Here is a 24,129-nt window from a genome sequence, read left to right on the forward strand (position 1 = left end):
ATTTCAAAAGTACACCTCCGAATTTATTACTTATTATGTAGATTTTTATATGTTCATTTTGTAAACTGTTGATTTTAATGGTTTTGATTAAACTAACTAAAAATAAAATTAGATTGGAACGTAAGGTGCTCGCCTTATGGAAAGCCAGCCAGCATCCTGGAGCGGAGATCAACGCACCAATTTCTTTAAAAACAACTAAGAGTTAGAAATATTTTGTAGAACTGTAACGTTTGACTGTATACTTTCTAAATTATATAATAGTAATACTATCTATTTAAAATGGGGAGGGTTGTCACTTGGGATCGAGTATCGCATTGGAGAGTTAGCTGAAATAGCTCAAGTTTCAAAAAGAACAATTGATTATTATACAAAATTAGGGTTACTAGAAGCAAAACGATCAGAATCAAACTATCGATATTATTCCACAGAGGCAATTGAAACTCTTAGATTTATTGAACACTGTAAAAAAATGAGAATATCCTTAGAAGAGATAAAAGATTTACTGCAAACTAATTATAATCAAAAAAATTGTGTTTTTGAACAAATTCAACAAATATCAAATCAAATGATTGAACTTGAAGCTAAATTAGCTCAATTAGTTCCTGTAATATCTGACATGAATGATTGTGATAAAAATGCTTTAGTAGATTCATTGTCTCATCATACATTTCCGTTATTTGAGACCTTAAAGCATTTTGTAAAATAATAATTAATTAAATTTAAAACTAAACAATTTATAGGCTATAAAATATGTGCGTTTTACTAAATTATGGTAATCTATTAAGTAAGTAAAATAATAATTTTATATTTTTGTAGATTGAAATTCTCAGGAGGTGAATACTCGAGTAAGATACTCGAGTTCGTCATTGGACATAGTTAACTTGTTTATGATTGCAGTTTTAATCGCACTTACAGCTTTTTTCGTAGCAGCAGAATTTGCGATAGTGAAAGTTAGATCAAGTAGAATTGATCAACTAGTAGCCGAAAAAAAGAGAGGTGCATTAGCTGCTAAAAAGGTTACGACGAGTTTAGATGAATATTTATCAGCTTGTCAATTAGGTATTACGGTTACAGCTTTAGGATTAGGTTATTTAGGTGAGCCAACGTTTGAGCATCTTATACACCCAGTCGTAGAATTTCTTGGATTAAACGGTACAATCGCTACAACAATTTCGTTTATTTTAGCTTTTTCATTTATGACATTTATTCACGTTGTAATTGGTGAGCTAGCTCCAAAAACGGTTGCTATTCAAAAAGCTGAGTCACTTACATTAATACTTTCTACTCCACTTATTGTATTCTATAAAATAGCTTATCCATTTATTTGGGCTTTAAATGGTTCTGCAAGATTTTTTACAGGATTATTTGGCATTAAGCCAGCTTCTGAATCAGAAGAAGTTCATACTGAGGAAGAATTAAGAATCATTTTATCAGAAAGCTTTGAAAGCGGAGAAATTAATCAAGCTGAGTATAAATATTTAAATAATATTTTTGAGTTCGATAACCGACTTGCAAAAGAAATTATGGTCCCTCGTACTGAAATTATCGGTTTATATGCAGAAGACCCAATTGAAGAGCAAATTGAAATAATTAAAAATGAAAAATATACTCGTTACCCTGTGTTTGGTGAGGATAAAGATGATATTTTAGGTATGGTAAATGTTAAAGACTTTTTTATCCGTTATCTAAATGGAAAAGTTGAAAAATCATACGATTTCGCAAACTCTACTCGTCCAGTCATTCAGGTTATTGAAACGATAGCAATCCATGATTTATTATTGTTAATGCAAAAGAAACGTATTCCACTTGCAATCTTATATGATGAATACGGTGGTACTGCAGGATTATTAACAATGGAAGATATTCTTGAGGAGATTGTTGGAGAAATACGTGACGAATATGATGATGATGAAAAACCAGCAGTCCAACATATTTCAGAAACGCATAAGATTGTAGACGGAAAAGTATTAATTACTGAAATTAATGATTTATTCGGACTTTACGTTGAAGAAGATGATGTTGACACAATTGGTGGTTGGATTCTAACTCAAAATCATGATATCCAACAAGGTGAATCTGTATTATTTGAGGACTATGAATTTAAAGTAGTTGAATTAGATTCACATCAAGTTAAATTAGTTGAAATAAAAAAAAATGAGTTTGTAGAAGCGATAAAATCATAGATCATATTAAAAAGAAGGGATAAGGATTCTTAATTCCTTCTTTTTTAATGGTACTTTGTACAATTATTCACAAAAACTTAACAACTCGGAACTTCAATACAGTTTCATTTGTTATAAAATAAAGTTGTAAGGTTGATTTGTGCAGAAGTATTATTTTCTTCCGTATTGTAGAAGACAAGAAGATAATCTTCTAATTGTTAAATACTAACTATTTCAATCAGCTTATTTTTAATCGTTTCGTACAATACCTCATTTTTCCCCTCTACTTTTTAAAGTATGAGGTCTTTTTTTTGCATAATTTTTCCTAAATTGAATACATATAAAGTACATATTTGTAAAGGATTGTCGATAGTTAATAATTTAAAAAACTTGAAATAGGGGTGTGAAGTGCTTGTCAGATGCTCCCTCGGGTAATGGTATAAAATTACTTTTTAACTTTATTAACCGACTTTTTTTTAGAAAATCAAAGGATCGTAAAAATGTGGATTCTCAAGAAGAACATCATTTAATTCAGAGCTATTTATTTGATGTTGATGAAGAACTATCTAAATTGTACGAAGATGACCTATTATTAAGAACGATGACGTTTAAAGAAAAAAAAGTAAGTGATATTTTAACACCCCGAACAAAGGTTGTTGCAATCGATATAAATGAATCCGTAGATTTAATATGGGATTTATTTTTACAAGAAAGATACTCCAGAATTCCAGTTTATGAACAGGATATGGATCATATAATCGGGATAATTTCCGAAAGAGAATTTTTAACGAAATTAGTTCAAAAACAATCAGTTAATATTCGTGAACTAATAAGAGAGCCTGTTTTTGTGATGGAATCAATGAAAATTTCTACGGTATTACAAATTCTTCAGAAACAAAATGCGCATTTAGCAATTGTTGTAGATGAATTTGGTGGAACTTCGGGAATTGTAACGCTTGAAGATATAATCGAAGAATTAGTTGGTGAAATTAGAGATGAGTTCGACGAGTTAGAGGATGATTTTTTCCAAATAAATGAGAATGAATACCAATTCCAGGCCTCAATTGACCTCACAAGTTTTTTTAACCAATTTAATATAAAAAAACCTAGTAGTAGGTATTTAACATTAGGCGGATGGTTATTTGAAAGTTTTAAACACATTCCAAAAAATGGAGAATTTCTACAATATAAAAATTTAACGTTTATTATAAATGAAGTTCAAAATAGAAGGATTCAAAGTGTTATTGTAAAAATAAATAACCAAAATTTGCAAAGTAAACTCGGTTCTTAGGACCGAGTTTTTTCTTGAGTTTTATTGGAAGATAGAAGCCTAAAATTAAGAAATCGTTCATGAAATCCTATTGGAAATCAGCCTCGCGTCATAGCTTCCTAAAGGAATGTAATATTCAATCATAAAAAAGAATTAAAAAGCTAAAATGAAAAATAATAAAAATATAAGATTTTTTTGTTGTAATTTTTTAATACATGCAATATATTTAAGACACACAATTCAAAACAAACAATTCCGATAAGGTTAAGGGAGATTAAAGAATGAATATTAAGAAAATTGGTTTAACATTAGGTTCGTTAGTTTTAGCAGCAGGTTTTATGGCAGGCTGCAATTCAAATAAAAAAGAAGAAACAGCTATAGGGAAAGATTTATTAACGCAAGTGAAGGATAGTGGAGAGTTAAAAGTTGGTACTGAAGGTACATATGCACCTTTCACGTTCCATGATAAATCTGGAAAGTTAACTGGTTTTGATGTTGATTTAACAAATGAAGTTGCAAAACGTTTAGGTGTAAAACCAAAATATTTTGAAACTCAATGGGATGCAATGTTTGCAGGTTTAGATGCAAAACGCTTTGATATGATTGCGAATGAAGTGGGTATTAGACCAGATCGTGAGAAAAAATATTATTTCTCTGATCCATACATTACATCATCAGGTGCACTAGTTGTTAAAGCAGATTCAAAAGTTACATCATTTGATGAAATTAAAGGATTAAACGCTGCTCAATCATTAACAAGTAACTATGGCGATTTAGCTAAAAAATATGGTGCTAAATTAGTTGGGGTAGAAGGCTTTAGCCAAGCAATTCAATTAATTGAAACTGGACGTGCTGATGTTACAATCAATGATAAATTATCAATTCAAAACTATTTAAAAGAAACTGGTGACACAAAAGTTAAAATTGCAGCTTTAGAAAATGATGCTTCTAACAGTGGATTTATGTTCCGTAAAACGGATGATTCATTAGTAAAAGCTGTTAACAAAGCACTTGAAGATATGAAAAAAGACGGAAAGTATGATGAAATAGTACAAAAATGGTTCGGTAAAGATGGACTTAAATAATATACTCAGTCAAGAGTGGATTGACAATTTAACCATTGCGAAGGATTCTTTCCTTCCAATGGTTAAAACTGCTTTAATTGGTACTATTCCATTAACGATTATTACATTTATTGTAGGTATAGTTTTAGCATTTGTTACCGCGCTTTTCCGTCTATCAGGTAATAAATTCCTAATTGGAGTAGCCAAATTTTATGTCTCAATTATTAGAGGGACACCTCTATTAGTGCAATTATTTATTATTTTTTATGGATTACCTTCAATAAATGTAACAATTTCGCCTTATATTTCTGCTATTATTGGCTTTTCATTAAGTGTTGGTGCATACGCATCAGAAATTATTAGGGGATCAATTCAGTCGATAGATAAGGGGCAGTGGGAAGCTTCTTACTCGATTGGTATGACATATAATCAAACATTAAAACGAATTATTATTCCTCAAGCTGCGAGAGTTTCATTACCGCCGTTATCAAATACTTTTATTAGTTTAGTAAAGGACACTTCTTTGGCCTCATTAATATTGGTAACTGAGATGTTTAGAACAGCTCAAGAAATAGCTGCAACTAATTATAAATTTTTAGTTGTCTATACAGAAGCTGCAGTCATCTATTGGATAATCTGTTTCTTCCTTTCAATTATTCAGGGTAGATTAGAAGCTCGAGTGGAACGTTATGTTGCTAAGTAATGGAGGAAGGAAATATGATAAAACTAGAAAATATTAAAAAAAGCTTTGGTGAATTAGAAGTATTAAAAGATGTTAGTCTAAATGTAGAAAAAGGTACTGTTACAGCGATTATTGGCCCATCAGGTTCTGGGAAAACGACATTTTTAAGATGTATTAATGTTTTGGAACATCCGACAGATGGAAAAATTACAATCGATGATCAGTCGATAGATTTTTCTAATAAAGTTACTAAAAAAGAAATTATTTCTTTAAGAAGTAAAACAGGAATGGTTTTTCAACAACATCATTTATTCCCTCACTTAACAGCGTTAGAAAACGTTATGGAAGGTTTAGTAACTGTACAAAAAATAAAAAAAGATGTTGCGAAAAAGAAAGCAATTGATTTACTAACTAAAGTAGGATTAGAAGAAAAAATTAATTTATTACCACATCAGCTTTCTGGTGGTCAACAGCAACGTGTGGGTATCGCTAGAGCATTAGCTTTAGAACCAACTGTCATTTTATTCGATGAACCAACTTCAGCATTAGATCCAGAGCTTGTACAAGAAGTTCTTAAGGTAATGAAGGAATTAGCTGAAGAGGGAATGACAATGATTGTCGTAACGCATGAAATGAGATTTGCTCGTGATGTTGCGGATGAAGTCATTTTTATGGATGGCGGTTATATTATAGAGCAAGGTCACCCAAGTGATGTTTTAGAGAAACCTAAGCATGCAAGAACAAAACAATTTTTACAATTAATACAGTAATACTACAATATAATAATTTATAAATTAATATAGAAAAAAAGCACTAGGCCATGGTCTAGTGCTTTTTTAATCCCCAAAAAGGAGAAAAACAAAATAAAATGTTATTTCCAAAATTTACATTAGCTAAACATACATATGTTAATCGAATAGAGTCATACTATCATTACACTACTTAAGGAGGTGAGACAACATGGCAAACAACAACAGCTTAGTAGTAAATGGTGCACAACAAGCATTAGATTCTATGAAGTATGAAATCGCTTCTGAGTTTGGAGTAACTTTAGGTCCTGATTCTACAGCTCGTGCTAACGGTTCTGTAGGTGGAGAAATCACTAAACGTTTAGTTCAAATGGCTGAACAAAGCTTAGGTGGTTATTCAAAATAATAACATGGATAAAGGGATGGAGATGAATCTCCATCCTTTCTTAATGAAGGGAAAGAAAGTGGGGGGATCTAAAATGGATGGCATTTGTCCACTATGTAATGGGATTGAGCATTATAAATTATCATGTCCCATTTGTGAAAATCATAGTGAAGATAAAGGTAGAGCAGTTGATTATGATGATAAATATAGTCCATATTTAGATTATGATATTTCAGCAAAAGTTGATGGATTAACCGAGCAAAATTCAAATCAGTATTGTACACATATGTTTAATTGTCCAGATTGTAATGAAGGCTTCCTAAAAATTATAGAGAAAATAAAATAACGCAGTACCAATACAAATGGTACCGCGTTATTTTATTTATTAATTATCGAATACGAGCTTCAGTTTCTTTATCAAAGAAATGAACTTTGTTCATGTCTACTGCTAATTTAATTACTTGACCATGTGTAAATGTTGAACGTGCATCTAATCTTGCAACTAAAGTATGTCCTTCAAAATTAGTATATAGCATTGATTCTGCTCCTAAAAGCTCAGCTACTTCAATTTTCAAATCAAGAACAGTACCTTGAGATGCTTCGATAAATACTGGTTCATCATGTAAATCTTCCGGACGTACACCTAAAATAACTTCTTTTCCAACATATCCTTTATCGCGTAATGTTTTCATTTTCCCTTCAGGTATAGCAACTTTTTTGCTTCCTAAGTTAAAATGACCATCTTCAACTTTACCTGAAACAAAGTTCATTGCAGGAGAACCAATAAATCCACCAACGAATACGTTTTCTGGGCGATCGTAAACCTCTTTAGGAGTACCGACTTGTTGAATAATACCATCTTTCATTACAACTAAACGTGTAGCCATTGTCATAGCTTCAGTTTGGTCATGCGTTACATAAATAGTTGTTGTTTGAAGACGTTGATGTAATTTTGAAATCTCAGAACGCATTGCAACACGTAATTTTGCATCAAGGTTTGATAATGGCTCATCCATTAAGAATACTTTTGCATCACGCACAATTGCACGCCCAAGAGCAACACGTTGACGTTGTCCACCTGATAAAGCTTTTGGTTTACGAGATAAATATTCCTCAAGACCTAAAATACGAGCTGCATCTTTTACACGGCGATCAATTTCTGCTTTGTCAAATTTACGTAATTTTAATCCGAAAGCCATATTATCATATACAGTCATATGAGGGTATAGCGCGTAATTTTGGAATACCATTGCAATGTCACGATCTTTTGGTTGAACGTCATTTACACGCTTTCCATCGATAAAGAAATCACCTTTTGAAATATCTTCTAAACCAGCGATCATACGAAGAGTAGTTGATTTTCCACATCCAGACGGACCAACGAATACGATAAATTCTTTGTCTTCGATATGAAGATTAAAATCTTTTACAGCCGTTACATTATTGTCATAAATTTTATAAATATGATCTAATTTTAATTCTGCCATTGATACTACCTCCAAATAGTTGTAATCGGTTTCATTAATTAAATTGTAAACATTTAAACGTCTTCCTACAATGGCAAAGGTACACAAAAAAAATAGCCTCCTTTGTACAAGGTGCACAAAAAAAGCTATTGTTAAGTTTCACTAGTTAATTCAAGTAGATGAATTGCTAAAAAAATAACAAGTCCATCCTCAAAATGCTTTAAATCGATACCGGTTTGTTCAGAAAATTTATCAAGTCGGTATTGAACAGTATTACGATGTAAAAAAGCTTTTTTTGAAGTAGCTGTGACATTTAAATTTTGTTGAAGATAAATTTTTACAGTTGAAAGAATTGGATCATCAATTTTCATATCATTCAAAAATAGATTAGGTAATTCCTTCTGTAGTTGTTCTGGTAAAAATGAAAGGATGTAATGAAGCATTTCTTTTGAAAACCATAGAATATGTTTTTGTCTTTTTACAGATAAAGCTTTTTTAAAACATTGATGCTCAATGTCAAAGTAAAGATATAAATTCGCTAATGGGGAGTACCGTTTACCAACTAAAAAAGTTACATCATGGTATAAATCAGCTGCAATGATCTCTTGCATATGCTCGAGAAATTCTTTATTAAATGGTTGATCGTTTATTTTTTCAATAATGACGCCTTCCTTTGCAGAGTTCCAAACTACTATTACCTCTTTATGAAAGAACGCATTGATTGCTTCCTCAAACTCAACTTTATGTGTGAATAACTGATTACTATAAAAATGGATAAATCGAATAGAGGAAGGGAGTTCATTTTCATTTTCGAAGAATAAAGGGTTATGTCCTTTATTGAAATATAAATATTGAAACCACTCGCTTTGTGCAGATGGCATCATGATTGTATTCGATTCTAATTTTGTAAAAAGACATTCTAATAGGTTATTTTGTTCTACTGTTAATGAACCTGTTTTAATTCCGAAAATTTCTTGATTCTCAGTAGAAAACCAAGAGTAATCCATATATGTATTTTGATCAGGCGTGACTGAAACGGACTCTTCACCAAATAAAGACTTAATTTTATCAATCATATTTTTTACCTTTCGGAGCATTATTTCATTTAAGTTTATCACTGTTAGTTAAAATAAAAAAGAACAGTAGTTAATCACCTACTGTTCCAGACTGCTCGCTAAACGGTCGCTTTTTTCATTACTACGCATGTCTGCGGTACTCATCACCGTTTAAGGTAACTACGCTTCTTATCAGTTTCGCGCCTCAAAAGACAAGGGATTTCAACCAGTCTTTAAATCAACATTTTGGAGCGAACGACTAATGATTGAAATTCGAAAGTTCATAAAATAGATGAATTAAGTTTTCAAGTCCTTGTTCTTTTATTGCAATCTCGTCAAAGACCATTGGTTTAGAGTTTATTTCAAAAATATAGTAATGTTCGTTTTGAATGCCAATATCCATAGAGAATTCAAAAAAATGAGCATCATCTTTATTTAAGGCAATTCCTGTTTGTTTGACAATTTCCTGTAATAAAGAAAAATTTAATTCAAGCGGTAGTTCTTCAATACCAATAATGGTGCCACCTCTAGGTACATGAGTTGTAATGCCATTAAATGTACCTACTCTTACTCCGATACCAGAAAGAATAAAATTATTTTCTTTTTTGTGTGCAAGAATACGAAGATCAAACTTTCTCCCATCTGGTAATTCGCTTACTATGCCTTGTTGACAAATAAAATCCTCGTTTAAGGAGTTAAGGAATTTCCAGCAATCATTAATTGATTTCACTAATTCTACATGAAATGCATTTCGGATGATGACCGTATTATCACTTTTCAAAGAAAGCTTGAACACGCCAAATCCTCTTGATGAATTATGCTTCTTAATATATAGAAATTTCCATTTTTTCAAATAGAAAGATAAATCTTTTTCGCTTGTTAATTCGATTGTCTTAGGAATATAACTTTTTAAAAAGTCATTAGTGGATAAAATTGAAGTTGTTTGTATTTTTGAGAGATAGGATTCATTAAAAAAAGGAATGTTTAATGCTGAAATTTTTTCACGAAACTCTTTATAATCATCATTCGATTCATACTGGACAGATGGAATTCGATTATAAATTACATCTGGTAAAGGTGAAAATAATTTAACCCACTTTTTTGATTTGAAACAAAACGTATAACATTTTATAGAATGATTAGAGAGGGCGGCAGGGGTTAATATTATTGGAATACCGCCTTTTGATAGAACTTTCTTACATATTCTTTTAAAGGTTTTGATATTTCCGCTAAAAGGAAGTCGATCCTCATTTGTTAATATACCGACGATTGGGCCTAAATGTATACCGGCTTTTTTTACCTGAAATTGAATCGTATTTGAAGCATCGTCCTGAAATGGTAGTATCGGTAGTTGATTATGACCTATGGAACATCTTGATTCAATATCGTCATGTGACCATGTATTTGTCTCAAGATGATAAAAAACGGAGATCATTTCATTGAAACCTCGAGTTCATTTCCTTTTTTGGATAAATGGGTAGCGTATTCCAAAAAAAGTTTTTTGATCTGTTTGTCGTTTTCTTGGAAGCTTGGGTTTGAAAAGATTGATCTTCCAGGTTTAGAATTCGCTTCAAAAAGCCAGATTTTTTCATCTTTATCAACGCCTATATCAAATCCTATTTCTCCTATATAGCCATCTACTTGACGATCTAAAGATTCACTAATTTTTAAAGCTGCCGTTGATAATTTTTCATGTATCCTTTTAGCCTTTTCTGAATCAAATAATTCTTCAAGAGTTTTGACTCGACCGCCATTATTGATGTGAGTAGTGGTACTACCCTTTCCTGCTACTTTTGCGGCAATAACTGTTACATGCCATTTACCGAGAGCATCTTTGTTTGTATGAACTCGGAAATCGACAGGCTGATGCTCGTATCGAATTAGTGAAATGCCTTGCTGCACAATAAAGTCATGTAACTTCATACTACGAAAAACATGACTAATTAAAGATTGGAGTGATGAGAATTTTTGTAGTTTATTTGTTTCAAAATCCCGATACCTACAGTAATAAATTCCTTCTTCTCTCTGGTACCGAATTAAGATTACTTTTGAACCGAGACTACCATTTTCAGGTTTAACATAAACAAATTGATATTGCGATAATAACTCTTCAATCGTGTCAAAATTATGGAATTTCACTGTTTTAGGAAGATAATGAGCAACTGATTCCTCATTTTTTAATTTTAAATATAGGTCCCATTTATTAAAGAATCCAGGATTGAACCATGGGATTTTATAATCTTTTTCCAGTTTTTGACGTACACGTTTAATTGATTTATGAACTTCAACTTTTCTATTTGGTAATCGATTATAAATAACTGTTGGGAATGGGACGACCTCTTTGGTCCATCTTTTATTCGTAAAGAAATACCCTTGAATTGTTTCATGTTCCCAATCAATACCATGGGTACCAAATACGAAGATAAAGCTATTTTTATGATTATTTTCCGCAATTAAGTTTGCAAACATAAAGCTACGATCACCAATTGGACGGAGAAGTGATTCTGTAAAGCCAGCAGTAAAAATGCCAACTAGAGGTCCAAGCTGTAAAGTATTTCCGATAATAATGGGTTCAATTGAACCTTCAAAAGGTATACAGAGCATTTCAACTAAATGCTCTGATATTGCGATGATTTTGTGAAGTGTATTCATCGTAACTAGTTGACAAGGGTATTTTTTTTGACCGAAAGCAATATATTCAATATTTCTTGATGTAGTAAGTTCTTCAGGTATACATACTAAGTTTTTACTCTGTCGATGTGTAACGATTTTATAAACTTCATTCATTATTTAATTTCACTTCTTTCACTTTTAGATTTCGATTGTAAGTGTAGACAATACTGAATTGGTGCTGAGTACAGCTTATGTTGGATGGAAGGGTCAGTTTGTAGTAGAACCTTTCTTCCAGGTTTTGAATTAACGTCTAAAATCCAGATTGCTTGATTAGAATCAATTCCTAAATCTAATCCTATTTCAAATAACGGTAAAAAATTCTTTTCAAGGGTAATCGGCAATTGTTTACAAATAGTTTCAATATCTTGCTGTAAAATTAGGGCTGTTCTTTGATTGAATTGAGTAATCCACTTCTCAAACGAAACGGCATTACTGCCTGAACTTAAATTGGCAACAATTGAATTAGGCTGACCAATGCGAATACCACTACCAACTGTTTGCCACTCACCTTTTTCATTTTTTTGTAAAAGAATTCGTAAATCAAATGCTTCGCGTGATTTTGTTTGAAGGTCTAAATAGTTTTGATAAACATATCCCTTTGATTCAACAATCGGTTGTAACCATTCAAAAAATTCATCTCTTGTTTCGAAAACCGTTTCAACAACTTCCTTTTGTTTTTGAGTTGAAACACTAATTGAATATGCACTTAAAGTAATAAAATAAATATTGATTCCTCTTGATCCATGGATCGGTTTAATAACGAGCTTACGTGTTTTTCTAAGTTCTTCAAAAAATACAGCTAAATGTAATAATTTTTTTGTCTTAGGGATGTATGGATTTAAACTTTCATCAGTCGCAAGTGCCTGATAAGTTTCCCATTTTCCTGGTAGTCCATAACCTAAAAAAGTAATGTCTTTACGTTTTTTTAGCCAATCAACAATAGGTTTTGCTTGCTTACTTTTAATACTAGGGGAATAGAAGCAGCGATCATAAATATAATTAGGAATTTCAAATGTTGTTTTCTCCCATTGTTCTGTTTCTGCTATATACTTCCAACCCATAATTTCTTCTGTAGCTGGTTGAATATTAAAAGGGGTAAATTGAACGAATTCATAACCAAGTTTACTTGCTTCTTTCGCCATATGCTGTACGTATTCACCTTCTTGTCTTTCTTTAAGAGATAAATAACCTATTCTCATTCTTTTCACTCCTTGTACTTATAAATATGATTGAACAAGAGAAAAAATAGCTTTTGTTGAAGGTCTAATTTTTTGAATTGGGTCTGATACTTGCAAATCCTTAGATGGCTTCGAATTTATTTCGATGACCCAAGGGTTAAATTGATGATCTATAGCGAGATCCACACCAAACTCTGCGAATAATCCATCAAAGGAGGAGTCAATACAAATACAGCATTCGATAGCTAACTCTATCAATAATCTTTTAAAGTGGATTCGCTCTTTTTTTGGTAAATATTGACTTAAAAATTCATCAATTTTTTGAAGGTCTCCTCCGCGAGCTAAATTACTTACAAACTGTGTTGGATGACCAATCCTTGCTACAGTTGAAGTTACTTCCCATTTATTAAACTTATTTTTATGACATAAAAATCTAAAATCAACAAGTCGATCATCTTTACTGATTAAAGCTAAACCTTCTTGTATGATAAAAGATCGTTTACTTAATTGTTGTTTTATTGGTTGAAAGAGCTGAGATATTGTTTGGTATTCTGTTTCACTTTCAGCGCTTTGACTATTTTTTAATCGGTACAAATCTTTATCTTTTGTAACCTTAAAAATATTTCTTCCTTGACTACCATGAATTGGTTTTATAAAAACAGAATCATATTTTTGAATAAAATTTCCTAATTGCTCGGCTGAGCAGCATTCCTCTGTGTATGGTACGTAAGGTTTTATATAGGCTATATCAATTAGCGCTTTAAACACTTCAAGTTTATTTAAGAAACGCGCATTAAAAAAAGGTATTTGCTGATTTATTAGCGAAGAATTAAGTAATTTAAACTCATTAGTACGTTCTAGCCTTCTAGAATGAATACGGTTATGAATGACCGTAGGGGGAGGAACATTCATTAAAATCCAGCCATTATCTGACCGTTTATAACCTTTTAATTCATTTGTTAATAGTTTTTTAAATGTAGTGACATAGAAATTGATATCAGAGTCTCCGCATAACTCTGATAGTTCTTCACAAAGTGTGGTTATGGAACCGAGCGGATTTAGTGATTCCTCATTTATTGAATCAGTGACAATCGCAAAAGATTGTTTTTTTTGATTTTTAGGAAAAGATTGCAACATTTCTCCTCCTTTCCAAAATAATGTCGTTGTATACTATGTGATATTCGCCTAGTTGGTGAATGTCTTAAGGAAATTTTTAGGGAATAAAGTTAGATTTGTTTTTGAAAGACTGACATATAATAGAATGTTTGCTATAGTGGAGATACAAAAGTTTATAGGAGGTAGTAACATGGCAGTAAATATTTATGATATTGCATACTCACTACAAAATGCTTTTAAGGAGCAACCAGAATTTAAAAATCTACAATCACTATACTCTCAAGTATTAGCTGATCCAAGTGCGAAACCTTTATTTATGGAATTTCAAAACTTCCAAAAAACAATGCAACAAAAAATGTATCAAGGTGAACCAGTTACTCCGGAAGAAAATGCTAAAGGACAAGAAATTGTTGCAAGAGTGTCACAAAATCCTTTAATTGCAAATTTAATGCAAACGGAACAAAGACTAAATTTAGTCATTCAAGATGTAAATAAAATTGTTATGAATCCATTAGAAGAATTTTATAAATCTTTACTTGAACTTTAATACTTAGGGCAAAGAAGAGCATAAGCGCAGGAAAATCAGGGGAAATAAGGAACAAAGAGGTATCTTAAGTCTATTTTCACCTGGTTTAAGCTGTTCTTCAATCTTGCTCAAAATTTAAGAGAGACTTCATTGAGATGGAGTCTTTTTTAGTATAGGAATGGATATAATACAGCCTACAATGTTCTAATTAAATGAAGCATGTCATATATTCTAGTAAGGTATTTCTTCGCGAAATGGGGGAGATTAAGTGATTTATAAGTTACTTGCAATTAATATAGATGGTACTTTATTACAATCAAACGGAAAACTCTCAAAAGAATCGAAAGAAGCTGTTGAATACGTTCAAGATAAAGGGATTTATGTTACCTTATATACAAGTAGAAATTTCCAGGCTACAAAAAAAATCGCAAAAGCTTTAAAGGTTAATAACCTTTTGGTTTCGCACTCAGGTGCCTTTATCTCTTCTAAGCTTGATGAGCCATTCTTTGAAAAAAGGATTGAAGAAGAAGAAGCTTATGACATTGTTAAAAAACTAGAAAAATATGATTGTAATATTCGATTATCACATGAGCATTTTTCAATTGGAAATCGAAAAAAATTACAGTCAAACTTAGTTGCTAAGGCAGTTCTATCAAATGCGGATCCTGTATTTTATCCAATCCAATTTGTTGAATCACTTTCAGATAGTATTCTGGAAAATTCAATTTCTCCGCTAAAAATAGAATGTTATTTCTCTGATGAAGTAGAGAAAAACAAAGTGAAAGAGGAATTAGCTTCAAAGTATCCACATTTAGATTGCTTGTGCGATGAAGATAAGAAAATTGAAATCGTCCGAAAAGGAATTTCAAAATATTCAGGATTAAAACGACTAGGTGAACATCTAGGAATTTCATATCATGAAATGGTTGTAATCGGAGATAATTATAGCGATTTACCGTTAATCGAGCATGCAGGTTTAGGAGTTGCAATGTCAAATGCTCCTGTTGAGATTAAGAAAGTTGCAGATTGGATTACAAGATCAAACGATCAAAATGGTGTTCCATATATGATCAAGGAACATTTTAGGAAACAATTCCCACTACCATTTTTAAAAACACATTTAAAAATCGAAAAATAAATAAAAGCCTGGCTTTCAAGAGAATTCTCTTCGAAAATCAGGCTTTTTTAGTATATTTTAATTAATTGACCTAGTTACTCTTTAATTTTATACTTAAGTGATAACTTAAAAAGGTGATAAAAAATGAAAATATATATTAAAGGTTTAGAGGATATTCGTTTTCAAAGACCGTTAGAGCTATTAGCTCAATTATTTTTTGAAGACTGTGCTGTATCGTTAGAAAAATTAGATGCAGATCTAGAAGTAAGTTTTGAGTTAGATGAGCTAAATAAACATGTCTCGGGTAAATTAGAATCCGGGTTCCAAGCAAATACAAACTATGTAGATGGTAAAGATGAAAGAGAATCATTTAAATTTAAAAAGAAAGCAGTTAACTTTGTCTTTTTATCATTACTTCAAGAGCATACTGGAATTCAACAAAAGTGGGGGATATTAACTGGTATTAGGCCAACGAAACTCCTTCACTCAAAGCTTAAAGCTGGTATGGCAAAGGAAATGGCTCATGAAGAACTACGAAATGATTATTTAATTCATGATGAGAAAATTGAATTAATGCAATCAATTGTAGATCGTCAATTGAAGGTAATACCTGATTTATATAATTTGCAAAATGAAGTAAGTATTTATATAGGAATCCCATATTGCCCAACAAAGTGTGCGTATTGCACTTTCCCAGCCTATGCTATTCAAGGTAAACAAGGTGCGGTAGATTCATTCTTATATGGATTACATTATGAAATGGAGAAAGTCGGTGCATTTTTAAAGGAACGCGGGATTAACATCACAACCATTTATTATGGTGGCGGTACTCCAACTAGTATTACAGCCGAAGAAATGGACTTACTATATGCTAAAATGCACGAATCTTTCCCGAATATGAAGCAGGTTCGTGAAATTACGGTTGAGGCTGGAAGACCAGATACAATTACACCAGAAAAATTAGATGTATTAAATAAATGGAATATTGATCGAATTAGTATTAATCCACAGTCGTATATTCAAGAAACCTTAAAAGCGATTGGAAGACACCATACTGTTGATGAGACAATAACAAAATTCCATTTAGCTCGTGAAATGGGTATGAATAATATCAATATGGATTTAATTATTGGTTTACCTGGAGAAGGTTTAAAGGAATTCCAGTACACATTAGATGAGACAGAAAAATTAATGCCAGAATCGTTGACTGTTCATACACTTTCATTTAAACGAGCTTCAGAAATGACGCAAAACAAACAAAAATATAAAGTGGCTGATCGAGACGAAGTACAGCAAATGATGAATGAAGCAACTGTTTGGACGAAAAATCATAATTATCATCCATATTATTTATATCGCCAAAAAAATATATTAGGTAATCTTGAGAATATTGGATACTCAGTAGATGGTCAAGAAAGCTTATATAATATATTAATTATGGAAGAAGAACAAACAATAATTGGATTAGGCTGTGGCGCATCTAGTAAGTTTGTAAATCCTGAGACTCGTCAAATAACACGATTTGCAAATGCAAAAGATCCTAAATCATATAATGAAGGTTACGAGCATTATACAAATGCGAAAATCAAAATTTTAGATGAGTTATTTTCAAAAAGTAATGAGTCAAATTAATAAAAAATAAAGGAAATTCCCCTTACCATGTTTAATGTTTAAGTTAACAATGAATTTAAGGGGGATTTTTGTATGTCTATTTCGAACACGGCAGACCATGTTTTATTAAGAAAAGAAGGTCGAGTTGCAACTGTTGTATTTAATCGACCTGAAGTATTAAATGCAATGAATGAAGATACATTCAGACAGTTTCGAGATGTACTGGATGAAATTGCTAACTCAGAAGTCGATGTAGTAGTTCTTTGTGGAAATGGTAAAGGCTTCTCTTCTGGTGGAGATTTAAAATCTATGCTAAGTAATACAGATGAAGCTGCTTTTGGTCCAGTAATGGATTTAATTTCAGAAGTAGTAGTAAAATTATATACTTTACCTAAAATCGTTATTAGTGCGATACATGGTCCAGCTGCTGGTATTGGTCTAAGTTTTGCTCTTTGTAGTGACTTCGTTATAGCGCACGAATCAGGTGTACTTGCAATGAACTTTATCGGAATTGGTTTAATTCCTGATGGTGGTGCACATTACTTCTTAGAAAAACGATTAGGTGAAGCAAAAGCTAAACAACTGATTTGGGAAGGTAAAAAATTAACCTCAGCACAAGCATTAGAAATCGGTTTAATTGATGAAATCATTAGTGGTGACTTTGAACAAGAAATTAATGAACGAGTGAAGTCAATACTTCACAAGCCTGTAAGTGCAATGATTCAAACGAAACAAATTTATTGCAAAGGTAATTTAGAAACATTAAAAAATGTCCTATTATTTGAAAAAGATGGACAAAGTGCAATGAGAAGAACAGTGGATCATCAAGAAGGTGTACAAGCATTTTTGCAAAAAAGACTACCGGTTTTCACTGGTAAATAAGTAAGTGAAATCGACCAAATCTGGTCGATTTTATTTGTGCGAACGAAAGAATAGAAGTGTAAAGAATAAGTTTAAATCTGCAGTTAAAAATTCTTCTTATATAATTATTGAAAATCTATTTTTCCTATAGTAATTTTAAAATTATTAAAGAAATCTTCAATTTTTTTACGAAATAATTAATTTTGTGATACAACACTTCAAGTTTTTCACCACACATGGTAGAATGATAACATTCTCATTTTTGGGAGAGGGTTAGAATGAATAATTTACAAAGTAATTCACGAGCAACTACAAGAGCAAAAAGAAAAAAAGGTAAACTTATTTTATTTGGATCAATTGGAATCGTACTTATACTACTCACATTTGTTTCGTATTCCATTTTTTCGCCGAATGATGATAAAGCAGGATCTGGGTTAAATGATTATGCCTCAGCTAAAGACAGTAAAAATAAAGATAATAATGGTGTAAAAGAAACTTCAACAACTGTTCAAACAATTGAAGACCCATCGTCCGAAGATAATGACAATAGCTCAATTGCACCGGAAGCACCAGAACAAACTGGTGTGAAGCATGCTACAAGCTATGATTCTAAATCGCAAGACTGGCAGGAGATGCTACAGGCAATCTCTACTGCTACTAGAATAGATCAAAGCAATATGACTGTATGGTTTTTAGGTAGCGATAGAAGTAACCCAGGTGGCTCGGTAGGAACTGTATCAGAAAAGACAAATGGTTCGCAAAAATATCGTGTATATCTCATATGGGATGGCTCTAGCTATAAAGCAACAAAAGTTGAACCTGCTTCATAAAGTTTGCACCTAAGGTAAATCCTAAGGCTGTCGAGAAATATTCGACGGTCTATTTTTTTACATTAAGGGAGTTATAAATTTGCAGCGACGATGTAGACTCGATGTATTTGCAAATTTTTGGAATTAAGTAAAAGTGAGTGAAATCAATACAGATCCTAAAAGTTCACAACGTTCTACTTGAAAAAGTATTTCCACGCCAATCAGGGGTTCAATCGGTTGAGACTTGGATAAGTACGATAAACTTGACTGGGGTCTACTTTTACAAAATGGTTAAAACTAAAAGAAGCTGCGACTAATGTTCGCAGCTTCTTTTTAAGGGTGAAATAAAAGTAATTTACCAGTTTGGCTAATGCAACGGTGAGTTTTATCAAGTGCACCGATTTCCGAAAGCTTTTCTGTACCAATATTTTTTGCTTCTACGTCAGAATTAGCTTCAAACTGTTCATCTACGATTGATTCTCCATTTTTTTCAAAAGCAGTTATTCGATATGTTGCCATGTTCTAGACCTCCTTGATCAGTTGCTATATTACTATTTTGGCATAGATTGAAAAGGCATGTAAAGTAATAATTAGAATTATAAAAAAATTCTGTTATAAATTTAAATGATGAATTGGTAATTTGATAAAAAGATCTTGGTAATTGTTAGATTATGTCTTAATTTTTGTATGATCATTGTTGGGCTAAGTAACTATTTTGACGTATAATAGGATAAGTAAAACGACTAATACATAATTTGAATTTCCTCTATATTTTGGTGAAATTGGTTTTCCAAAATATTTTAAGCTATTAATTTTCGAACGATCTAATTTAATTTGTTCAGTATTGCAGAGGAAACCTATACATATTGGAGGTACTTATGGATAAAAAAGTATATGATCATGAAGTTGGCGAACGATTTGTAGCATTTTTATTTGTTAAAGCAGTTACTAAAGGTGTAGCAAGTAATCAAAAATCATTTTTATCATTAACTTTACAGGATCAAAGTGGTGATATAGAGGCTAAGCTTTGGGATATTTCTTCAGAGCAAGAAGAAGCTTATGTAGAAGGCACAGTTGTAAAAGTTGAAGGTGAACTACACGATTATAGAGGGAAACTTCAACTGAAATTACGCCAAATTCGTCCTGCTAAAGATACAGACGAAGTAAATCCAGAAGATTTTTTTGCAAGAGCACCAGTTTCTAAAGAAGAATTATATGAGAAAATTACTTCATACATCAATAATATGACTAATGAAAAATTAAAAAAGCTAACGGAATATCTAGTATTAAAAAATCAAGAAGAATTCTTAGATTTTCCGGCGGCAACTAAAAACCATCATGAATTTGTTTCTGGTTTAGCATATCATGTGTATTGTATGTTGCAATTAGGAGAATCAATTGCAAACTTATATCCTTCAATAAATAAGGATTTACTATATGCTGGAATCATTCTGCATGATTTAGGAAAAGTGAGAGAATTATCTGGCCCAGTTTCTACAAAATATACTGTTGAAGGTAATTTGTTAGGTCATATCTCACTTATGGCAATCGAAATTGGTAATGCTTCGATCGAACTAGGAATTGCTGGAGAGGAAGTTACTGTGCTACAGCATCTTATTTTAAGCCATCATGGTAAGTATGAGTACGGTAGTCCAAAATTGCCATTAATTAAAGAAGCGGAAATATTACATTACATAGATAATATTGACGCAAAAATGAATATGTTAGACCGTGCACTTGAAAGAGTGGAACCAGGTGAATATACAGAGCGTATTTTCCCATTAGAGAATAGGAGTTTTTATAAACCAAAATTTTAATTTAATCATACTTTCTCCTTATTAGCCATATAATGAAGCAAATGCTTGTCTACTAAGGAGGAAGTTCAATGCCATTATTACCATTTTGGATGTATATTGTAATTTTAGGAATCTTTGTAAGTGGATTTATGGTACTATACACCTCAAAACAAGAAAGAGATGCCGATGAAGCTTTCATTGAAAAAGAGGGAGAAATTTACTTACAAAGAATTAAAGAAGAAAGAGAACGAAGAGAACAATTACTTATTAACTCTGAAATTTCATCAAATTAAAAAACCTGCCAATTTGGCAGGTTTTTTATTATGATTTTTTATTTTGGCTTTCTAAATCTTTATCTTTTACTTTAAATTTAGCCTTTTTAAGAAGTTCATCAGAGAATGCTGAGAAGTTTTCTTGACTTAGTTTAGACTCAGCGATTTTTTTGCGAGCTTCTTTTTCGTTAACAGTCTTTTTATCAGTTACTTTAATAATATGATATCCAAATTGTGATTTAACTGGTTGGCTAACTTCTCCAACTTTTAAAGCGTAAGCAGCAGCTTCGAATTCAGGTACCATAGCACCTTCTCCAAAGTAACCTAAATCTCCGCCTTTTTCTTTTGAACCAGTGTCAGTAGAATACTTTTTAGCTTCTGCTGCAAAATCTGCACCTTTTTCTAATTCTTCTTTGACTTTTTTAGCTGTTGCTTCATCTTTTACTAAAATATGACTAGCTTTAATTTCAGGTTTATATTTTGCAATCTCAGCTTTTGTTATTGTAGCTTCAGCAGCCTTTTCAGTTAATAAATCGATTTTAACACGATCTTTAAACGCTGCTTCATCTTTGAATCCGTATTGAGCTAAGAACGCTTTGAATTGATCACCATTTTGTGTTTTATACTCATTGAACTTTTTGTCAACTTCTTTATCGCTAACTTTGAAGTTTTTCTTTAAATAATCTTCAATAGCCATTTGCTTAAGCATGGCTAATCCAGCTGTATCCTTCATCTTATTATATAAATCTTTAGATGTGATATCTCCTGCATCAGTTGTAGCAACTACATCATTACTAATACCAGCTGATCCACATGCTGCTAGTCCGAATACTGAGGTAGCTAAAACTGCAGATACGATTAACTTTTTCATTTAAACATCTCCTAATAAAAATTTAAATTGATTTCTTACAAAGAAAAATTTTACTTATTAAAGTATGGAGCTTAAATCTTAATTTTTCCTTTAATTTAGGCATACCTTTTACTGGAAATTACTTCACTTAATATAACATATTTTCCTTCAATGTGACAAAGTTTATCCAAAAAAAGAATAATTTGGTATACATTTTAAGTAAATATAAATCAAATTCAAGGAATCTTGAACTAGTTTTAATTAAAAAATGAGAATTTATTAGATTAAATGTAAGAATTGGAGGGGGATAGAGGGCTTATAGATCATATAACAAAATTTTCACACCGAAATTGTTGTAATACTCACTTATCCAGTAAATTAAAGGCTTGTCATTCGTGACATTCGCCCAATCATTTAAGGCATTCGTCTATATATTATTATGAATTACTTTTAGGAGGGTGGAAAAATGGAAGGGAAAACATCACGTGAATTTATTTTAATTGTGATCCTATTTATTTTGCTAATCATAATTGGGTGTTCATGTTTATAAGCAATATGAATCTTCGAAAATGAAGGTTATTTATACATTTGCCCAGACCATTTTTTACGACACGCATAAGATAAGATATGTAGCAAAAGGAGGTGTGAATGATGGGCGTAGGATTCCATGGTGGAGGATTTGCGTTAATCGTTGTATTGTTCATCTTATTAATTATCGTAGGAGCAGCTTGCATCTAATTTGTAAATAAGACAAATATTCGACCGGAGGTATTGTACCTCCGGTTGAGTTTTTTAAAGATAATAATTTTATATTAAATTAATCTACTATTTACTTAGTGTTATTTTGAATAGTAATGAGAAGTGAGCCTGAGGATTTAAAAGAAGTATTTATGTGAAAATTTGAACAAAAGTGGCCGAAATAAAAAGCGGAAGGATTGATTTAATCTTGCCCCGCTTCTATTTTTTACAACTACAAGGACAAATCAACTCGCAATTGCCATTTTTAAAGAAGAAATTAAGGTTTTTTTATTAAACGATGATCTTCTTCAATAAATTCTTTATCTATATTACCTAATGTTGTTTCAAAAATATCCATAAAATCTTTTCCGTAAATATTACGTAAAATAGCCATAATTTCCATATTTTCTGGAAATTTACCATAAAATTCTTTTAATGGTAAAGTACCTTGAAAAACAGAATTTGTCTCTGGATCAAATTCTCCTAGTATCTCTAAAAGCATATTTTTACCTTTTTCTGTTAATTCAATATAAGTGTTACGTTTATCTTCTACTTTTTTAGAAAACACTAATAAACCACGTTCTTCTAGCTTTTTAGAGAAGTTAAAAGCAGTTGATACGTGCATTACACCAAATTTAGCAATTTCAGAAATAGACGCACCCTTTAAATGGAAGGCGATCATTAAAATATGATGTTCATTGATATTTAAATCATAGGGTTTGATCCATTGCTGCCAGTCCTTTTCAACTGACTTCCATAATGCTTTAGAAATTTGGGCAATTCTTTGACTAAAAATCAAAGCTTCTTTCATTGTGTATATTTTTTGTTCAGTTTTCATCAATTCACCTTCTTTTCTATTTAACTATCTATTTATTATTATGCCAATAATATGTGAATAAATAAAGAACTTTTAGTTAGAATTTTTAAAAATTTTCACAAAGTCGTTGATAAAATTCTACAATTTTATATTATAATTAAGTGTTATAGGTTGGTAAAAGTATGTTTATATAATAATTTTAGCGAAAGCATAGAGAGATTGTCGAAAAAATATTAATGGTAATATAGTAAATATATAATAATAATCTTTAAAAATATAGTGTAAAATGCAGAAAATAGATGGTATTTTAATGAAAAAAAGAAAAACAGGAGAATTTTATCCTCCTGTTTTTCTATTTAAATGGAAAAAATTTATTATTTTTTAATAACATTATTTTCAATTGATTTTGCCATCTCTTGAAGCGTTTCATTTGTGTATTGATCTTGGTTTGATTGCCACTTTACATCAAAGCCATCATTTTTTCCATATCGTGGTAAAATATGCATATGATAATGAAATACAGTTTGACCTGAAACTTCACCACTATTATTAATAATATTTACACCTTGAACATTAAATGTTTCTTTCATCGCATTAGCAATTAGTGGCACTTTTTTAAAGTATGTACTTGCTGTTAATTCACTCATTTCGAATATGTTTTCAACATGATCCTTAGGAATAACTAATGTGTGCCCTTTAGTAACTTGGCTTAAGTCTAAAAAGGCTAAAACATCATCATCCTCGTATACTTTTGAAGCTGGGATGCTACCTTCTACGATTTTGCAAAAAATACAATTAGCGTCATGAGTCATCTTATAACTCCCTTTCACTTTTTTCCTTATTTTAACATATGCGTTGGTTTAAGGGGAAATAGGCGTAGTAAATTAGAAAAAAACAAGAAGCAACCTACGTTTTGGAAATATACAATAGGT

General features: G+C 31.5%; 26 protein-coding genes and 3 pseudogenes. 19 read left to right on the forward strand and 10 right to left on the reverse strand.

Annotated features, from left to right (window positions below; all coding sequences use genetic code 11):
* Positions 1–289 precede the first annotated feature (289 nt).
* The 10 genes and pseudogenes from COC46_RS19975 (at position 290) to COC46_RS20010 (ending at position 6,658) form a co-directional block, all read left to right on the forward strand.
* Positions 290–706, forward strand: coding sequence for a MerR family transcriptional regulator (locus tag COC46_RS19975; protein WP_176545237.1), 417 nt, complete (start codon positions 290–292; stop codon positions 704–706).
* A gap of 160 nt (positions 707–866) precedes the next feature.
* Positions 867–2,183 carry a hemolysin family protein gene (locus tag COC46_RS19980; RefSeq protein ID WP_098811658.1) on the forward strand — a complete coding sequence of 439 codons (1,317 nt, stop codon included), beginning with the start codon at positions 867–869 and terminating at the stop codon, positions 2,181–2,183.
* 580 nt (positions 2,184–2,763) lie between these two features.
* Positions 2,764–2,946 (forward strand): annotated as a pseudogene (locus COC46_RS23170) (CBS domain-containing protein); the annotation flags it as partial.
* A 63-nt stretch (positions 2,947–3,009) separates the two neighbouring features.
* Positions 3,010–3,178: pseudogene (locus COC46_RS23175) on the forward strand (CBS domain-containing protein); the annotation flags it as partial.
* A gap of 23 nt (positions 3,179–3,201) precedes the next feature.
* Positions 3,202–3,453, forward strand: a pseudogene (locus COC46_RS23180) (transporter associated domain-containing protein); the annotation flags it as partial.
* 266 nt (positions 3,454–3,719) lie between these two features.
* Positions 3,720–4,517 carry an amino acid ABC transporter substrate-binding protein gene (locus COC46_RS19990; RefSeq protein WP_369700072.1) on the forward strand — a complete coding sequence of 266 codons (798 nt, stop codon included), beginning with the start codon at positions 3,720–3,722 and terminating at the stop codon, positions 4,515–4,517.
* Positions 4,504–5,199: an amino acid ABC transporter permease gene (locus COC46_RS19995; RefSeq protein WP_098811661.1), complete on the forward strand. Its 696-nt coding sequence runs from the start codon at positions 4,504–4,506 to the stop codon at positions 5,197–5,199. The genes COC46_RS19990 and COC46_RS19995 overlap by 14 nt, the downstream gene beginning before the upstream one ends.
* 14 nt (positions 5,200–5,213) lie before the next feature.
* Positions 5,214–5,948, forward strand: a complete 735-nt coding sequence (locus COC46_RS20000; protein WP_098811662.1) for an amino acid ABC transporter ATP-binding protein — start codon at positions 5,214–5,216, stop codon at positions 5,946–5,948.
* A 190-nt stretch (positions 5,949–6,138) separates the two neighbouring features.
* Positions 6,139–6,333: an alpha/beta-type small acid-soluble spore protein gene (locus COC46_RS20005; protein WP_056472044.1), complete on the forward strand. Its 195-nt coding sequence runs from the start codon at positions 6,139–6,141 to the stop codon at positions 6,331–6,333.
* Positions 6,334–6,406: 73 nt separating this feature from the next.
* Positions 6,407–6,658, forward strand: a complete 252-nt coding sequence (locus tag COC46_RS20010; protein ID WP_098811681.1) for a hypothetical protein — start codon at positions 6,407–6,409, stop codon at positions 6,656–6,658.
* A gap of 43 nt (positions 6,659–6,701) precedes the next feature.
* Here the strand turns inward: COC46_RS20010 and COC46_RS20015 are convergent, their stop codons facing one another.
* The 6 genes from COC46_RS20015 to COC46_RS20040 all read right to left on the reverse strand — a co-directional run bounded on the left by COC46_RS20015 (position 6,702) and on the right by COC46_RS20040 (position 13,821).
* Positions 6,702–7,799, reverse strand: a complete 1,098-nt coding sequence (locus COC46_RS20015) for an ABC transporter ATP-binding protein (RefSeq protein WP_098811663.1) — start codon at positions 7,797–7,799, stop codon at positions 6,702–6,704.
* A gap of 131 nt (positions 7,800–7,930) precedes the next feature.
* Complete coding sequence (locus tag COC46_RS20020) at positions 7,931–8,854, reverse strand: PucR family transcriptional regulator (protein ID WP_176545238.1); 924 nt, start codon at positions 8,852–8,854, stop codon at positions 7,931–7,933.
* 238 nt (positions 8,855–9,092) lie between these two features.
* The gene (locus COC46_RS20025) at positions 9,093–10,268 is read right to left on the reverse strand and encodes a YheC/YheD family endospore coat-associated protein (RefSeq protein ID WP_098811665.1); all 1,176 of its coding nucleotides are present in this window, start codon (positions 10,266–10,268) and stop codon (positions 9,093–9,095) included.
* Positions 10,265–11,620 (reverse strand): YheC/YheD family endospore coat-associated protein, encoded by a 1,356-nt coding sequence (locus COC46_RS20030; protein ID WP_098811666.1) that lies wholly within the window; start codon positions 11,618–11,620, stop codon positions 10,265–10,267. Before COC46_RS20030 ends, COC46_RS20025 begins: the two co-directional genes overlap by 4 nt.
* Entirely contained in the window at positions 11,620–12,705 is a 1,086-nt protein-coding gene (locus tag COC46_RS20035) for a YheC/YheD family endospore coat-associated protein (protein WP_098811667.1), read from the reverse strand. The genes COC46_RS20030 and COC46_RS20035 overlap by 1 nt, the downstream gene beginning before the upstream one ends.
* An 18-nt stretch (positions 12,706–12,723) precedes the next feature.
* Entirely contained in the window at positions 12,724–13,821 is a 1,098-nt protein-coding gene (locus tag COC46_RS20040; RefSeq protein ID WP_098811668.1) for a YheC/YheD family endospore coat-associated protein, read from the reverse strand.
* Between the two features lie 169 nt (positions 13,822–13,990).
* Here COC46_RS20040 and COC46_RS20045 point away from each other — a divergent pair, with 169 nt between their 5' ends.
* The 5 genes from COC46_RS20045 (at position 13,991) to COC46_RS20065 (ending at position 18,745) form a co-directional block, all read left to right on the forward strand.
* A complete protein-coding gene (locus tag COC46_RS20045) occupies positions 13,991–14,347 on the forward strand; it encodes a YlbF/YmcA family competence regulator (protein ID WP_098811669.1) in 357 nt (118 codons plus the stop codon).
* A 247-nt stretch (positions 14,348–14,594) separates the two neighbouring features.
* Positions 14,595–15,464: a Cof-type HAD-IIB family hydrolase gene (locus COC46_RS20050; RefSeq protein WP_098811670.1), complete on the forward strand. Its 870-nt coding sequence runs from the start codon at positions 14,595–14,597 to the stop codon at positions 15,462–15,464.
* A 123-nt stretch (positions 15,465–15,587) separates the two neighbouring features.
* Positions 15,588–17,075 carry a coproporphyrinogen III oxidase gene (locus tag COC46_RS20055; RefSeq protein ID WP_098811671.1) on the forward strand — a complete coding sequence of 496 codons (1,488 nt, stop codon included), beginning with the start codon at positions 15,588–15,590 and terminating at the stop codon, positions 17,073–17,075.
* Between the two features lie 72 nt (positions 17,076–17,147).
* Positions 17,148–17,936: an enoyl-CoA hydratase gene (locus COC46_RS20060; protein WP_098811672.1), complete on the forward strand. Its 789-nt coding sequence runs from the start codon at positions 17,148–17,150 to the stop codon at positions 17,934–17,936.
* 257 nt (positions 17,937–18,193) lie between these two features.
* Complete coding sequence (locus COC46_RS20065) at positions 18,194–18,745, forward strand: YrrS family protein (protein ID WP_098811673.1); 552 nt, start codon at positions 18,194–18,196, stop codon at positions 18,743–18,745.
* Positions 18,746–19,057: 312 nt separating this feature from the next.
* Here COC46_RS20065 and COC46_RS20070 read toward each other — a convergent pair whose 3' ends face one another.
* Complete coding sequence (locus COC46_RS20070; RefSeq protein WP_098811674.1) at positions 19,058–19,243, reverse strand: YhzD family protein; 186 nt, start codon at positions 19,241–19,243, stop codon at positions 19,058–19,060.
* Between the two features lie 359 nt (positions 19,244–19,602).
* On the opposite strand from COC46_RS20070, the gene yhaM reads away from it, so the two are divergent.
* Both yhaM and COC46_RS20080 read left to right on the forward strand, forming a co-directional pair.
* Positions 19,603–20,541 carry a 3'-5' exoribonuclease YhaM gene (yhaM, locus tag COC46_RS20075; protein WP_098811675.1) on the forward strand — a complete coding sequence of 313 codons (939 nt, stop codon included), beginning with the start codon at positions 19,603–19,605 and terminating at the stop codon, positions 20,539–20,541.
* A gap of 68 nt (positions 20,542–20,609) precedes the next feature.
* On the forward strand, positions 20,610–20,813 hold the full coding sequence (locus COC46_RS20080) for a sporulation YhaL family protein (RefSeq protein WP_088012129.1): 204 nt from the start codon (positions 20,610–20,612) through the stop codon (positions 20,811–20,813).
* Positions 20,814–20,841: 28 nt separating this feature from the next.
* Here COC46_RS20080 and COC46_RS20085 read toward each other — a convergent pair whose 3' ends face one another.
* The gene (locus tag COC46_RS20085) at positions 20,842–21,663 is read right to left on the reverse strand and encodes a peptidylprolyl isomerase (RefSeq protein WP_098811676.1); all 822 of its coding nucleotides are present in this window, start codon (positions 21,661–21,663) and stop codon (positions 20,842–20,844) included.
* A gap of 445 nt (positions 21,664–22,108) precedes the next feature.
* Between COC46_RS20085 and COC46_RS20090 the strand changes: the two genes are divergently transcribed.
* Positions 22,109–22,192 carry a YjcZ family sporulation protein gene (locus tag COC46_RS20090; RefSeq protein WP_098811677.1) on the forward strand — a complete coding sequence of 28 codons (84 nt, stop codon included), beginning with the start codon at positions 22,109–22,111 and terminating at the stop codon, positions 22,190–22,192.
* A 98-nt stretch (positions 22,193–22,290) separates the two neighbouring features.
* On the forward strand, positions 22,291–22,380 hold the full coding sequence (locus COC46_RS20095; protein ID WP_097973758.1) for a YjcZ family sporulation protein: 90 nt from the start codon (positions 22,291–22,293) through the stop codon (positions 22,378–22,380).
* 277 nt (positions 22,381–22,657) lie between these two features.
* On the opposite strand, the gene COC46_RS20100 is transcribed toward COC46_RS20095, so the two are convergent.
* Together COC46_RS20100 and COC46_RS20105 are read right to left on the reverse strand one after the other, a co-directional pair.
* The gene (locus COC46_RS20100; protein ID WP_098811678.1) at positions 22,658–23,218 is read right to left on the reverse strand and encodes an HTH-type transcriptional regulator Hpr; all 561 of its coding nucleotides are present in this window, start codon (positions 23,216–23,218) and stop codon (positions 22,658–22,660) included.
* A 353-nt stretch (positions 23,219–23,571) separates the two neighbouring features.
* Entirely contained in the window at positions 23,572–24,009 is a 438-nt protein-coding gene (locus COC46_RS20105) for an HIT family protein (RefSeq protein WP_098811679.1), read from the reverse strand.
* Positions 24,010–24,129: the final 120 nt, after the last annotated feature.

The organism is Bacillus sp. AFS041924 (assembly GCF_002577195.1).
In the GTDB taxonomy this organism is placed as follows: domain Bacteria; phylum Bacillota; class Bacilli; order Bacillales; family Bacillaceae_G; genus Gottfriedia.